The sequence below is a fragment of the Polaribacter sp. 20A6 genome, from assembly GCF_011378915.1.
In the GTDB taxonomy this organism is placed as follows: domain Bacteria; phylum Bacteroidota; class Bacteroidia; order Flavobacteriales; family Flavobacteriaceae; genus Polaribacter; species Polaribacter sejongensis.
Genome location: NZ_WTPZ01000003.1, coordinates 246,491 through 260,319, shown reverse-complemented (window position 1 = coordinate 260,319; position 13,829 = coordinate 246,491). Strand labels below are relative to the sequence as shown.

The 13,829-nt window shown below is 32.8% G+C and carries 11 protein-coding genes and 1 tRNA gene; 5 read left to right on the top strand and 7 right to left on the bottom strand.

The window, feature by feature from the left end:
• Positions 1-144 precede the first annotated feature (144 nt).
• Positions 145-435, top strand: a complete 291-nt coding sequence (locus GQS57_RS08480; RefSeq protein WP_165732404.1) for a SelT/SelW/SelH family protein — start codon at positions 145-147, stop codon at positions 433-435.
• Positions 436-476: 41 nt separating this feature from the next.
• On the opposite strand, the gene GQS57_RS08475 is transcribed toward GQS57_RS08480, so the two are convergent.
• The gene (locus tag GQS57_RS08475; protein ID WP_165732402.1) at positions 477-1,415 is read right to left on the bottom strand and encodes a calcium/sodium antiporter; all 939 of its coding nucleotides are present in this window, start codon (positions 1,413-1,415) and stop codon (positions 477-479) included.
• Between the two features lie 540 nt (positions 1,416-1,955).
• On the opposite strand from GQS57_RS08475, the gene GQS57_RS08470 reads away from it, so the two are divergent.
• The 3 genes from GQS57_RS08470 to GQS57_RS08460 all read left to right on the top strand — a co-directional run bounded on the left by GQS57_RS08470 (position 1,956) and on the right by GQS57_RS08460 (position 2,486).
• Positions 1,956-2,108, top strand: coding sequence for an SsrA-binding protein (locus tag GQS57_RS08470; RefSeq protein WP_165732401.1), 153 nt, complete (start codon positions 1,956-1,958; stop codon positions 2,106-2,108).
• Between the two features lie 14 nt (positions 2,109-2,122).
• Positions 2,123-2,353 (top strand): DUF2007 domain-containing protein, encoded by a 231-nt coding sequence (locus GQS57_RS08465; RefSeq protein WP_165732399.1) that lies wholly within the window; start codon positions 2,123-2,125, stop codon positions 2,351-2,353.
• Positions 2,354-2,412: 59 nt separating this feature from the next.
• Positions 2,413-2,486 (top strand) — tRNA-Arg (locus GQS57_RS08460).
• A gap of 600 nt (positions 2,487-3,086) precedes the next feature.
• Here the strand turns inward: GQS57_RS08460 and GQS57_RS08455 are convergent.
• On the bottom strand, positions 3,087-3,497 hold the full coding sequence (locus GQS57_RS08455) for a hypothetical protein (protein WP_165732397.1): 411 nt from the start codon (positions 3,495-3,497) through the stop codon (positions 3,087-3,089).
• Positions 3,498-4,563: 1,066 nt separating this feature from the next.
• Here GQS57_RS08455 and GQS57_RS19130 point away from each other — a divergent pair.
• Positions 4,564-4,695, top strand: a complete 132-nt coding sequence (locus tag GQS57_RS19130) for a hypothetical protein (protein WP_262887621.1) — start codon at positions 4,564-4,566, stop codon at positions 4,693-4,695.
• A 202-nt stretch (positions 4,696-4,897) separates the two neighbouring features.
• Here GQS57_RS19130 and GQS57_RS08450 read toward each other — a convergent pair whose 3' ends face one another.
• The 5 genes from GQS57_RS08450 to GQS57_RS08430 form a co-directional block, all read right to left on the bottom strand.
• On the bottom strand, positions 4,898-6,925 hold the full coding sequence (locus tag GQS57_RS08450; RefSeq protein WP_205860240.1) for a BspA family leucine-rich repeat surface protein: 2,028 nt from the start codon (positions 6,923-6,925) through the stop codon (positions 4,898-4,900).
• Positions 6,926-7,123: 198 nt separating this feature from the next.
• Positions 7,124-10,576 carry a DEAD/DEAH box helicase family protein gene (locus GQS57_RS08445; protein ID WP_165732395.1) on the bottom strand — a complete coding sequence of 1,151 codons (3,453 nt, stop codon included), beginning with the start codon at positions 10,574-10,576 and terminating at the stop codon, positions 7,124-7,126.
• 4 nt (positions 10,577-10,580) lie between these two features.
• Positions 10,581-11,072, bottom strand: coding sequence for a hypothetical protein (locus GQS57_RS08440; protein WP_165732393.1), 492 nt, complete (start codon positions 11,070-11,072; stop codon positions 10,581-10,583).
• Entirely contained in the window at positions 11,069-12,259 is a 1,191-nt protein-coding gene (locus GQS57_RS08435; protein WP_165732391.1) for a restriction endonuclease subunit S, read from the bottom strand. Before GQS57_RS08435 ends, GQS57_RS08440 begins: the two co-directional genes overlap by 4 nt.
• Complete coding sequence (locus GQS57_RS08430) at positions 12,256-13,731, bottom strand: class I SAM-dependent DNA methyltransferase (protein ID WP_165732389.1); 1,476 nt, start codon at positions 13,729-13,731, stop codon at positions 12,256-12,258. The genes GQS57_RS08435 and GQS57_RS08430 overlap by 4 nt, the downstream gene beginning before the upstream one ends.
• Between the last annotated feature and the right edge of the window lie 98 nt (positions 13,732-13,829).

Here is a 13,829-nt window from a genome sequence, read left to right as displayed (position 1 = left end):
GCTATCCGTTATATCTTTTAAATTTTCAGCTTTCGCCAAAATTAAAAAAGGATACCACTTCTATCCCTAACGCAAAAAAAGCAACCTTAATAACAAAAAGTTCAGTACTTTTAAAAGACCATTTTAAACAATTACATTTAATATATGGAAAACACTATAAAAATAGAATACTGCACACAATGCGGTTGGCTATTACGCGCCTCTTGGATGAGTCAAGAACTATTAACCACTTTTACCGAAGAAATTACAGAGCTGACCTTAAAACCGGGTACCGGAGGTATTTTTAACATTACAGCAAACAACCAATTGGTTTGGTCTAGAAAAGAGGAAAATGGATTTCCAGAAATTACAGAATTAAAACGACGTATTAGAGACGTTATCGCTCCAGAAAGAAACCTAGGACATATCGACAGAAAAAAAACGCCAACAAATTAATGTTAGCGTTTTTTTTATATCTAATTTTACATGCCTTCTATTTAAAGAACTAAATAAATAAACAATATATACCCTAAAAATAAAAAGGCTCCTTTAAACCTGTTTAAAACAAATTTCTTAGGTAAAAATACTAACAATAATAAAACAGCAGCAAACCCTAACATCCAAAAAATATCTCTAGATAAAATCTGGGCTTCCGTAACAGGTATTTCTTTAATAATAGCTGTTAAACCTAGCACAGAAGCTATATTAAAAATATTAGAACCAATTAGATTCCCTAAAGAAATTGCTTTCTCACCCTTCATAGCGGCAATAACAGAAGCAGCTAACTCAGGCACACTAGTTCCAATAGCAATCATTGTAATAGAAATAACACCTTCACTAATCCCCATATTCTGAGCAATATCTTTTGCACCGTTCACTAAAAATTCCGATCCAAAATAAAGCGCAACACCACCTATTATTAACCATCCAAATATTTTACCATAACCTATAGAAGCCAAAGCATCATCTACCTCTTCTACATCCACATCTTCTTTTCTTGCACTTCTTATCAATACAAATAGAAAAACAGCCAACCCAACTAAAAGAATAACACCTTCTAACTGTGTTAAAACACTGTCGTTCCATAAAAAGTAATACAAAACTAAAGAGAAAAGCATCATTACAGGCCAATTAAGCTTATAAAAGTCTTTACTAACCGCAATAGGACCAATTAAAGCTGTAATACCTAAAACCAACCCAATATTAGCAATATTAGAACCTATAACATTGTTTAAGGCAATAGCTGGCGATCCATCTAAGGCAGCTTGTAAACTAACTAATAATTCTGGTGCAGAAGTAGCAAAAGAAACCACCGTCATACCAATTACCATTTTAGATATACTTAACTTAAAAGATAAACCGATAGACGATCTTACCAAGAACTCACCACCAACAACTAATAAGATTAATCCAATAATAACATAAAAAATACTCATCAATTTTATTTTTTGCGAAGATACATTTTTATCACTTTAAGAAGAAAATAAAAAATGAAAAGCCAAAAAGTATTCATTTTAAAAATAGTTTTCCCTTTACTTTTAAAAAAAGCACAAATCTCTCCCTTTAAAACCTAACACTTTTTAATAATAAAAACATATTACAATTACAATAAACAACAAAAAATAAACAATACTAATTACACATTATTACATATAACACGATTTTAGTTGTAAATAAAAAATCAATTTGATTAATAAGTAATAGTTCTCTTGGAAACAAGCCTACAGTGGTTATATATTGATAAAACAATTTCGAAATTGACCTAAATTACTAACCTTAAAACCCAAACTATTATGATTCTTATTATAACTAAATTTATTAAAGACCTGTCTGATATTATATTTCTGATTTTATTATAACAAAAAAATAACAGAACTAGATTATGAAGAGAGAAAAAAGTAGCTTATCTTTAAACAACTCAATCTTTAAACACTGAGTTGTTTATTTTAGTAAATTTGAAAGCTAATTTACAACTCATGAAAAAACAAGTTTTTAAAACACTTGCAAAGATTAATAAATTAATTTTACCTTCCTTTACAAAAAAAGGATTGGATATTTCTAAAGCATCTAAACTTCAATTAGCTATTATTGGATGGAGAGCTTTTATAACTAAAAATTCATTAACCTAAAAAAAAACAATATTATGTCAGAAGATTATACAAAAGTATTTACTGATAATTCTATATTAGTAAACAGATTAAAACACTTATTAGACGAAGCAAATATCGAATCTAAAATCATTGATCGTGTGGAGTCTGGAAGATTGGCTGGTTTTGGAGTACCTACAAACTCCGTAGAATTATTTGTACTAAATAACGACCTAGAAAAAGCGCAATCTATTGTCGATTTATTTAAAACTGAAATAAATTCATAAAAAAACTAGAATTATCTTTCTAATTTAAAAAAAGGATACTATATTTGCACCCGCTTAACGGCCATGTGGCGCAACTGAATAGCGCACTTGATTACGGCTCAAGAGGTTGCTGGTTTGAATCCAGCCATGGTCACTTGAAAACCAGCACTTTACATCACATTTGTAAAGGCTGGTTTTTTTATTTGCAGAAAATTTGCAGAAAAAATAAAAGTTATACACCCCCACTTATTCACTCTTTATGATCAAAAAACTCATATTGCACAGCTAAGCAATACAATCACTCACCATGCAAATAACTAAATATTAAAACAATCTTATTAAGAACTAAACATTCCACAAAGTATATTCACCCTCTCTACCCCAAAATTTAAAATCACTTAAAACAACACTACACCCGTGATTCTCTAATTTTTGTTTTTCCCCCAATTTCGATCGGGGGTGATCTATATAGTGAGGGTTACTGTGACTGAACTGTTGAAAAAGTGAAGTTTTATACTTAAAATAACCTTTTTTAAAGACACCTGAGAAGTAACTACTATACTACATACATGAACACGTAAAGATGGACAAATAGGCTTAAAAACAAGTCTCAACAAGTACCCTACTGCCTTCATATATCACTTATTAATTTACTACATAATTTAGGGTGGGGCTTTATATGACAAAAACCTATCAGAAACAAGCATAAAGAAACTACTTGCGAATTAACACAAGTAGTTTATATTTCCACCTATTAAGCTCTTAAGAAAGCTAACTTTAACTGACCAATTGTTTTAAGTTGTTTCTTTAAATTCTCTTCATAGACAGTAATCTTCTTAAGTTTCTCTACTCGCAGCGCCCATTGTTCTTGTTTATAGTTTCTCAAGGCCAAATCAAGCACTTTTCTACTATCATCTATTCTAATAAAAGGAATAACACTCCCAACTAAATAGTAGCTAAAATAGCTACCTATTTGCAGCGAAAAACATAGATAATACAAAGTCTCTCTCTGTTCCACTGTTTGCATAGTTACTACGAAACAATTAGGACAAGGTTCCGACATTGGCCTTCCACTATTCAATCCTTTGTTTAGAATATAGAAATGCGGTAAATCATAAGTTCTCCCAAGTTTATGGGTTGCAATACTGTAATTAACGTCAATCATTCTGTATAAATTTTATGACTTGATGTTTTCTCAAGCCGAATTAGTAAAGAATGACGACGATAGCTGCGAGGCTTTAATGTCAAGGTTTATGCTATAAATACTAGCGCTCTAAAATTATATTTATATGACGAATTTAAGTCCGCTGGAGATTTATAGCATCACCGAAGGCTTGACCTTTACATTAAAATTGTGGCTGGTGTAGGGAGGAGATTAAATTTGCATTCGTTCTCATTTGGTCTGAAATTTAATTTAAGAATACCTAATAGCATCGCATTAGAACTCATTAAGGATATCTACATTATTTTAAAATATAACTACACTTCTTTATTGCAATTGTTATATACCTATCAAAATTATATTGTTATATCTATTCTAGCTTACTCTCCTGCGAAGCCGCCGCGAGCGGAACGAAGATGTCGTGGCAAGAGCACGTTGAAGTATGAATAAGTGCGTGCCAAGGCTACGTGAAACGCTGATGGCGCTGTTTTTGACTATTATTAATAACTAAATTATATACAACCTATCTAAGTGGCGGCTGGAAGGCAAGGGGAATACAATAAGTAAAATGTAACGATTCGATTCTATTAGTGGAAGCAAGCATTGATTTACAAGTTCCTTTCCGACAACTTCATAGATATTAACAAAATAAAATAGCCTTTAACAATAGCTATTAAGTAAACCATCGTAACTGTAAACAATGCGCGCTGAAACGGTGTTCATTAATAATCACTAATAAAATAGCTTCTATAAAGTAAATTAAAAATACGAATCTAAGTGAAATGGAATGTTTGTCTTCCTCTTGTGCGCGTTGGAAGAATCTTGTGCGATTTTTCTGAGCACGTGATTTCTCCAAATGGATTAGTTAAACAAAACTTCATTAAATTATCTATAAAAACTGTGCCATCAAATAGTCTGAGAGACAGAGCGGGCTCGCATAACTCGGAATAGCGTTTTTCTCTTAATAAAATGCTTGCGCAGCATACCCTTTAAAAGATTTTAAGATAAAAGGAAGCTATGGGTATCCGACAAAAGGAACGTATGTAGTAGAGCAAATGAGAGAGCTGCAATGAGTACCTACTGGAACGGAAATTGTAGTGAAGCGAATGGTAAGTACAAATTAGACGTAGGAGAATTTTTAATTATGCTGTACGAAATTAAGTGGAGTGCCAAAGGGACACCTTATTACCCAACTCATTAAAGTCTTGTTCTATAGTATCTTACAGAGACGTATTTATACTTTTATACATGAAACATACCTTTATATATATTCACTAAAAATATAATAGCATCTCATAAAAAAAAGGGCAACAATTAAGTTACCCTTTACTTGAAAATTAAAACTAAATATTACTATGGCTAAAAATGAACCTCATCCACTTTTGAGGTTATGAATTACCAACTTACTTAAAATTAGGTTTTGGCAACGACCAATAAGGAGTATTATCACTAAACCCTTTATAATCAGCTACATTATTCACATTCCAAGAACTAAGATCTCTATTAAACCTAATAGCACCATTAAACATCAACCCCATACTAGTTACACTACTAACATCCCAAGAACTTATATCTTGATCAAAAAACTCATTATTTTCAAACAATGAGGACATCACTCTTACATTACTTACATCCCAAGAACTTATATCTTGATTAAATGGTGTATGAGAAAACATACCTGTCATATCAGTTACATTACTTACATCCCAAGAACTTATATCTTGATTAAATGGTGTTTTATGAAACATCGCCCAAAAAGTTGTTACATTACTTACATCCCAAGAACTAATATCTTGATTAAAAGAAGACATAGGAAACATTGCCATCATATTGCGCGCATTACTCACATCCCAAGAACCTATATCTTGATTAAAAGAAGTGGCACCCTGAAACATAAAATCAAATTGAACAACACTACTAACATCCCAAGAACTTATATCCTGATTAAAATTAGCATTAGAATTAAATAAACTTCCCATTTCTGTAATACCAGTCGTAACAGCTTTACTCACATCTTTACCTTCGGAAATCATAACTCTTAAACTCGCATTATTTACTAACACATAGGTCGCCCCGTTTAATTCATATGTATCACCAACCACAGCTTCGTTAGTTGCCTTAATAGTCACTCCATTTTCCGCTAAATAAAATAGAGGCATCTGTGAAGTGAATATTTTTTCTTCTCCGTAAGATACTCCGACTTCATTTACAGCATAAGCTCTTAAGTAATATACGTTACCCGCTGTTAGTCCTGTTATATTGCTAGTAAAAGTACCTAAACCCGAGCCGTTTTCAGTCTTACTATCAGTTGTCGTTGGATTCATATTTGTGCTCCAACATACTCCACGAGAGGTTATTTCAGAGCCTCCATTATTTGTAATATCTATACTTACATTAGCTGAAGTAAACTCTATATCTTTAATAGGGTTAGTTGTAAAAACAATTTCTCCATCCTTTGTCGTGAATATTTTTTCTTCTCCGTAAGATACTCCGACTTCATTTACAGCATAAGCTCTTAAGTAATATACGTTACCCGCTGTTAGTCCTGTTATATTGCTAGTAAAAGTACCTAAACCCGAGCCGTTTTCAGTCTTACTATCAGTTGTCGTTGGATTCATATTTGTGCTCCAACAAACACCTCTTTTAGTAATTGAGGAACCTCCATCATCCTTGATTTCAATACTTATATTTGCAGTTGTTACTGTTATATCCTTAACAGTATTAGTTGTAAACTCAGCAACACCATCTCTAGTCGTAAAAGTTTGTTCTTCACCATAAGTAACTCCAGTTTCATTTATCGAATATACTCTTACATAATAAAGAGTGCTGTGTGTTAATCCTGTTAAATTACTTGTAAAAGAGCCAATACCTGTTCCATCCTCGGTTTTACTATCAGAAGTAGTTGGGTTTGAATTTGTACTCCAACAAACACCTCTTTTAGTAATTGAAGAACCTCCATCACTTTCTATGCGACTACTTAATTTAGCGGAAAATGCGGTAATTTCTGTTATATTACCAAGGTTAGAGGAAGAGTCCCCTATTTCTGTAGTAAATGATCTTTGCTCGCTGTAATAAGTATCAGTTTTATTAGTAAAGTAAATACGATAGTAATAAGTAGTGTTTTGCTTCAAATAAGCTATTTCTTTTGATAGATTTTCGCCACCTACTTCAACAAACATATCAGTAATTTTAGGTATTTCTCCTTCCGAATAAACAAAACCTTGTGAAATAAAGCTCGGGTCACACGTTGGTAATTCAATGGTTCCAGCAAGTTTAGCAGAGGTATCTGTCAAACCCGTAGCAGAACCAATTGTTAAAGAAGGAACAGTGATGCAATCTTCCTCTGTATCTGAAGAACAAGAGACAATAGCTAAAACCACTAAACTAAAAACAACTAAGAAGCCTTTGTGGTAATTGATTTTCTTTTTCATATTTTATTTTTTTAATACTTAATTCTGCAATTTAAATAGGTTTTTTATATTATCTTATGATATATTACAATCTAGATTAGATTTACATAAGAGTTAAAGCATTAGTAACACCTAACAATAGTATAAAACATAATCAAACATTACTTACGGGAATCCGTAAAGCAGACGTGTTTAATATATATTCTCTATTTCCTCAATCTACCCAACCTCAGCATTTCCATTAATTAGGTCAATAATTCTCACAACCTTTATTACGTCTGAGTCATTGTCAAAAACACCACTTAAACCTTGATCGTTAAGATCTGTAAAAGGTGATTCATAGAGCATTGACTTGTCAATGGTGCCGTTTTTAGACAGATAGGAAATGATCGTTTTTATAAACGTCATTTGATCTGCTTTTAGGTTCCCTACTTGTAGGAACTCTGCAAAAGCCTCATTTAATGTTGCTTGCTCTACTCCTGTAATACTTCGGATAAAAGCACCTAAAGGTCTTTCTCCGTATTCTGCAACGAACTCTTCTTTGGTTCCTGCAACTCCTTCTGCAAAGAGTATTTTTTCTAACTCGTCTAACTCTCCTTTTGTAATCGGTAAATTGGTAGAAAGTTTATGGATTGTTAAATGATTTTTATTCTTTCTGATGTAGCTTTCTACACGGTCTTTATAAGACTGTAAGCTCACATAAGCCGTTACAGGCTCTCTAGTTGTAATACCATCGTAATCTAGTTCATCTTGAAAATTAGTATAGACAGGGTCTTGTGTAATAGCATCTAAATATTTAATCAAATCTCTTAGAGCAACTCTAAGTTCTTCTAACTTCTTTACATTAATAGTTTCCCAATAATGATCCGTTTGCAGCTCTTTTATTAATGGTAAATGTATAGATACCTGTGGAATATTGTCTTTCTTCTCTAATGCAACTGCTGTACTAAATATTTTACGCATATATTTAGCCGTATTACTAGAACCAGTAAGTAAAACAATCTGATAAACAAGCACTAACATATCAAATCTTCTTGCTAATTCATCATCACCTTTTGCTGCAGGTTGTAAGTGTGATAAATGCGTATTTATTTCCTGTACATCACTTTTAGATAAGTTTAACCACTTACTCTTATTGCTAAATTCTTTTACATATCGTAACTCTTTTCTAACAATAAATCTAGTTTCATCTAAATTTATGACTGCTTTATGTAGTTCTGTTAGATAGCTATCTTTAATCTCTACCTCATCAGGTGTTTTGTCTGGTAAATGTGTGATTAGTTGAGAAACTTTTAACTTGGCTTCAAAAATCTGCTGTAACAACGGCTTCATATTATTAGCAGTTGCTCCGTCTGGATGTTCATCAAAATATTCGAAATTCTGACAGTAATCAAAAATTAAGAATTCTTTTTTATCTTCTCCTGGTGCAAATAAATCTGGACACAATCGTGTACCTCTACCAATCATCTGCCAAAATTTAGAGGAACTTTTTACAATTTTAAAGAATACTAAATTGACTACTCTTGGTGCATCTACTCCTGTATCCATCATGTCTACAGAAACTGCAATTTGTGGTTCTTGTTCTTCAAAAGGATCTGCAAACTTTTCTAGTAAATCTTGTGCTTTGGTTTCGTAATTATCTATAACTCTTAGAAATTTACCCGCATACTCTGGATAATTCTTATTAAAGCGTTTCTCTATAAAAACAGCGTGATCATGGTTCTTTGCAAAAACAATAGTTTTACCTAATTTGTCACCTCCGCTCACTTTTATACCATCATTCATTAAATGTGCTAATACTTTATCTACCGTATCGGTATTAAATAGCCATTTGTTTAATGCGGCGCTTCCTATTTCTTCTGGAGCTTCCTCATTCGTAGGGTCTCCAAACTTCTCTTCGTATTCTTCTTTTTCTGCATCTGATAATTCTGCATATTTAATGCCTTCTCGTTGAAATTTTAACGGGACACTTATCGCCTTTGGCGGAACTAAAAATCCTTGTGCAACGGCTGCATCTAATTCATAAGCAAAGGTTGGATTATCATCTTCGATACCAAAAAGTCCGTAGGTATTTCTATCTATTTCTTTTTTAGGTGTTGCGGTTAAACCAATAATCATCGCATCAAAATAATCGAAAATAGCGCGATACTTTTGATACACAGACCTGTGTGCTTCATCAATAATAATGACATCGAAATGACCAACACCATAAAACCGAGCATCATCGGTTTTTACTTTGTCTATTTTGTTGATAATAGTTGGATAGGTAGAAAACACTAATCTCGTGCTATTATCTTGTTTCTCCTTGGTTAAATCGATACAAGATAACTCTGGTAAATGTTCTTTAAACGCATTTTTAGCCTGTGTAACTAAGGCGTTTCTATCTGCTAAGAACAACACTCGTTTTGCCCAATTGCACTTGGTTAACATGTCTACAATTGCAGCGGCTGTTCTTGTTTTTCCGCTACCTGTTGCCATTACTAAAAGGCTTTCTCTTTTTGCACCTCTTAAACTGCCATCTTTAGCGGTTACTACTAAATTTTCTGAAATTCTTTTAATGGCTTCTAACTGATAATCTCTACCAGCAATATTTGCATTTACCTTAAATTTTCGAAGGTCTTTTCTTGTGGTTCTTCTATCAATAAGTAATTGTAATTCGTCTTGGGTATAAAAACCTTGTATTTCTCTATCGGTATAAAAAGTATCATCCCAAAGAAAAGTTTCGAAACCATTGGTGTAGAAAATAACAGGACGTTGTGCGTGCATTTTCTCTAGACAATCTGCATACAATTCTGCTTGATGCCTTCCTTTTCTAGCATCTGCCATGGTTCTTTTGGCTTCTACCACCGCTAAAGGTTTGCCATCTTTACCCCAAAGTACATAATCTACATAACCAATACCTGACGGATTTGTGCTCTTTGGCATGCCTTTTACTTCGTATTCTAACTCTCTGCCTTCTGTTAGGTTTACCCAACCTGCATCTTTTAGTAATACATCTATATAGAGTTTTCTAGTTACAGATTCTGGAATAAGAATGGGTATTACCTTTTCTACATCTTTGGTCTTTTCCCTTTCTATTCTTCGCTCTGTACTTTCTTTTTGTTGTGCTTTTAATTGCTTTTGTAACAGTTCTATTTGCGCTGCTTGTGCGAGTAATTTAGTACGTTCTTCTTTGTCTTTTTCTCTTCTATGATCTAATTGCTGCTCTAGCTGTTGCAGTGTTTTTAAGGTCTCCTTTTGCTCATTTCCGTCTGGAATTAGCGTCATAGTAAAGGCAGGAATAGTTACCTCAACTTCTCCGTAATAAACACTTAAAAAGCTTAGAAATCTGAATAGATTTTTAATGCTTGCAATAGATTGATCTTGCTTAATTGCGGTACCATGCGCACCTGCATTACCATTTAAACGAATTAGATTTATCTCTCTAAACATAGAGGGCTTAATAACCTCTCTAAAACATTGTTCGTGAATTAAACTAGATAACTTAGTATCATAAGGCCATTCTAATTCTACATCATTTTGATATAACCATTGTACGGCTTTTTCTAGCGTACTTCTAGCAATCATTGCACTTGCCTTTGGTGAAACTAAAGTAAGCTGTTCTGCTTCTTTTGCTTCTTTATAAATGGCAGGCCACTCTTTAAGTAGGAATTTAAAATTGCTTATTCGCATATTCTTATAGATTTCTTTTAATCCTCTTTAATGGCAATTCTGTATTCTCAACAACGTTTTCAAAATCGTTGTCATGAATTAACCTAAATGTAGCATCAATAGAAGGTGTATTGTCAGTAGATACCCAAACTTCTACAAACTTAGGGTCTAAATCTTTCAAATAATATTCTATAACTGAACTATTACAAATACTTACTAAGTTTAATATTATATTTTCTCCTTCTATGGTTGAATTAAGCACCTCAACTAACTTATTGTAACCTATTGCTTCTGTAATATTCAAACACCTAGTAAAACAAGCTGGGTCTGGTAGTCCATGTGAATTTATAGAAACAAACCTAACCTCTTCTAAGTTCTTGTTTGTTAAATAATCAATTAGATCATTTTTATTGTCATACTCTCTTAATTCATCAACACTTGTAGCTAATTGTTTAGCCTTAATATAATCACTTCTATTTCGATCATTATCAGGTAAATAATCTATATATATATTCATACCAACTCTCCTTTAAAAGCTTTTTGTAATAAGCTATTAAACAAATTTTCTGCTTGCACTAAACTTTCTTCTGCTTGTGATTTCTGAATTTCTATAGCTTTAATTCTTTCTGCGAATTGGCTTTGAAGCACTAAAGGTGGTGAAATAATAGGTATTTCTCTAACTGCATCTTTTCTAATCGTTTTAGTTACTGCTCCTTTTACTCTTTTTTGAATTTCTCTTTCCCCGTATTTAGAAATCAATTGAAAATATAAAAACACTTGGTTTACATTTTCATTAAACCTTAATAAAAAAGCATTCATCCCAAGAGAAACAGGTCTATTAAGATGAGGCATTCTGTATACTTTTCCAGCACTACCAATTTTATTAATAATGATTTCTCCTCCAAATACTTTAGATTTCTTTAAATGATCATAAGCATGTTCATCTATGTATTTAACATCATCTTCAAAATTATTCTTTTCTAAATCTGTTGTTCTTACCATTAAAGCAAAATCTGGCTCGTTTTTTAAACTTACATGCTCACTTAACGTTTTATAACTGCCATTAGCGTGATAATCTGTTAAAACTGAAATTAAGTCTCCAAAAGCAACCTTCTCCCACCCTTTAGGATTCTTAACAGGATCTCCAAACATATTTAGAAACAAACTTTGTGTCAATTCATCATACTTTGCAATTACTGCTTTTGTTTTTTGTCTGTAACTATCTGCTGCATCTAAAATGGCTGCTATCTTTTTTTGTTGGTCTAGTGGTGGTAGTGGAATTTTAACAGTACTTAAAGTCTTGTTATTAAGAATAGGAACAACTGCATTGTTAGCATATGATTCAAGAACTTTTTTATTCCCTTTAAACCAATAATATAAATAGTTTACATCAGTATCTTTATTAGGAAAAACCCCTGTTAATTGCTGATTTGAACTACATTCATTAGTTGTAATTCCAATCTTTCCTATATCTCCAATACAACCTATCAACAAGGTACCAGTCTTGTGAGTAATTGCTTTCTTATCCTTTAAAGCTAATTCTGTTAATGTTCTCCTTGATACCCCTAATTTTTTAGTTAAATCTAAATCTCCTGGTGTATACCAATTTACATCTCCATGAAAATATTTTAATTCCTTTGAAGGTGGTGTTTTACCTGTTCTTATTACTTCTGAAATCTGACCAATAGTTTTAAATACCATCATCCTAACAACTCTTTTAAAGCTGCCAAGGCTTGGTTTCTATCTTTATCTAAAGTTTCAATATCTTTTATAATCGCTGCAGGCTCTGCATATTCAATTTCTTCGTAGATAATTTCTTTGTATCGGTTTATAGATAAATCCCAATCGTTGTTTTTTATTTCATCAAAAGGCACTAAGAAACTTTTATCAGTTCTTGCTCTATCTTTTTCTTCTGCTAAATTGTGGTATCTGTTTAGAAGATCTGGTATGTCATTGTCTTTAATTTCGTTACGTTTATCATCTAAACTATAACCATCTGCAGTCATGTCATAAAACCAAACTTTGTCTGTACCACCTGTTCCTGTTTTGGTAAAGAATAATACCGCAGTACTAACCCCTGCATACGGTTTAAAGACACCACTTGGCATAGAAATAACAGCATCTAACTTGTGCTTTTCTATAATTTCTTTTCGTATTTGTTTGTGTGCATTAGAGCTTCCAAAAAGTACGCCGTCTGGTACAATTACCGCAGTTCTACCACCTGTTTTTAGCATTCTTAACATTAAAGCCAAAAATAGTAATTCTGTTTTTTTAGATTTTACGGTTTTCAGTAAAGAGTTTTCTACAGCATCATAATCTAAGCTTCCTTTAAAAGGAGGATTGGCTAGGATTAGCGAATATTTACTTCTAATAGCGCCTGCACTTTCACTTAGCGCATCGTTTTTTATAAGGTTTGGGCTCTCAATACCATGTAGTTGCAAATTCATGGCACCAATACGAATCATGGTATCGTCTATCTCAACTCCGTTAAACATTTCGTTATTAAAATGATCTCTAAAATCTTTATCTAAAAACCAATCTTTATGATTTTCTTGGTAATACTCACCTGCTGCTACTAAAAATCCTGCGGTTCCAGAAGATGGATCGCAGATCACATCGTCCTTTTTAGGCTGTGTCATGTCCACCATCATTTTAATGATGTGTCTTGGGGTCCTAAACTGCCCATTGGTTCCTGCGGATGCTATTTTAGAGAGCATGTACTCGTACAAATCTCCTTTGGTATCTCTATCGTTCATATTGATTTTATCAATCAACTGAACTACTTGGTCTAACAATCTTGGTGTTGCAATAATAAAGTTTGCTTTGCTCATAAACTCTGCAAAAACTCCTGCAGAAGTCCCTACTTGTTTCATGTGATCGAAAACCGTCATTTCATCTACCAATGGTTTGGTAAAGAGGTCGAACATGCTTTGCGGATCTTTATTCTTAAAAGAGCTCCATCTTAGTTCTTTTTGTGCTGCTGTAAAAATGATATTTTTAACAGGAATCCCCACCATATTGGCTTTCTTTTCTTCTAGTAACTGACGTTCGTCTAATCTTCTGATGAAAAGTAGGTATGTAAACTGCTCTATAACAGATAAAGGGTTTGATATTCCGCCTGTCCAAAAGGCATCCCAAATTTTATCTACTTGTGATTTTAATTCTCCTGTAATCATTAATTTTTATGTGGTTTTATACCTCTTTATACCTTATTCATCCGTAGTAAATTTGGATTTATCTTTTAAGTATATAGAAGTCTAACAATTTTTGATAA

What these genes read in the sequence shown, in the direction of transcription:
- GQS57_RS08480 (WP_165732404.1), top strand. Translation starts at nt 145, where the DNA reads ATGGAAAACACTATAAAAATAGAATACTGCACACAATGCGGTTGGCTA.
- GQS57_RS08475 (WP_165732402.1), bottom strand. Translation starts at nt 1,415, where the DNA reads ATGAGTATTTTTTATGTTATTATTGGATTAATCTTATTAGTTGTTGGT.
- GQS57_RS08470 (WP_165732401.1), top strand. Translation starts at nt 1,956, where the DNA reads ATGAAAAAACAAGTTTTTAAAACACTTGCAAAGATTAATAAATTAATT.
- GQS57_RS08465 (WP_165732399.1), top strand. Translation starts at nt 2,123, where the DNA reads ATGTCAGAAGATTATACAAAAGTATTTACTGATAATTCTATATTAGTA.
- GQS57_RS08455 (WP_165732397.1), bottom strand. Translation starts at nt 3,497, where the DNA reads ATGATTGACGTTAATTACAGTATTGCAACCCATAAACTTGGGAGAACT.
- GQS57_RS19130 (WP_262887621.1), top strand. Translation starts at nt 4,564, where the DNA reads ATGAGTACCTACTGGAACGGAAATTGTAGTGAAGCGAATGGTAAGTAC.
- GQS57_RS08450 (WP_205860240.1), bottom strand. Translation starts at nt 6,925, where the DNA reads ATGAAAAAGAAAATCAATTACCACAAAGGCTTCTTAGTTGTTTTTAGT.
- GQS57_RS08445 (WP_165732395.1), bottom strand. Translation starts at nt 10,576, where the DNA reads ATGCGAATAAGCAATTTTAAATTCCTACTTAAAGAGTGGCCTGCCATT.
- GQS57_RS08440 (WP_165732393.1), bottom strand. Translation starts at nt 11,072, where the DNA reads ATGAATATATATATAGATTATTTACCTGATAATGATCGAAATAGAAGT.
- GQS57_RS08435 (WP_165732391.1), bottom strand. Translation starts at nt 12,259, where the DNA reads ATGATGGTATTTAAAACTATTGGTCAGATTTCAGAAGTAATAAGAACA.
- GQS57_RS08430 (WP_165732389.1), bottom strand. Translation starts at nt 13,731, where the DNA reads ATGATTACAGGAGAATTAAAATCACAAGTAGATAAAATTTGGGATGCC.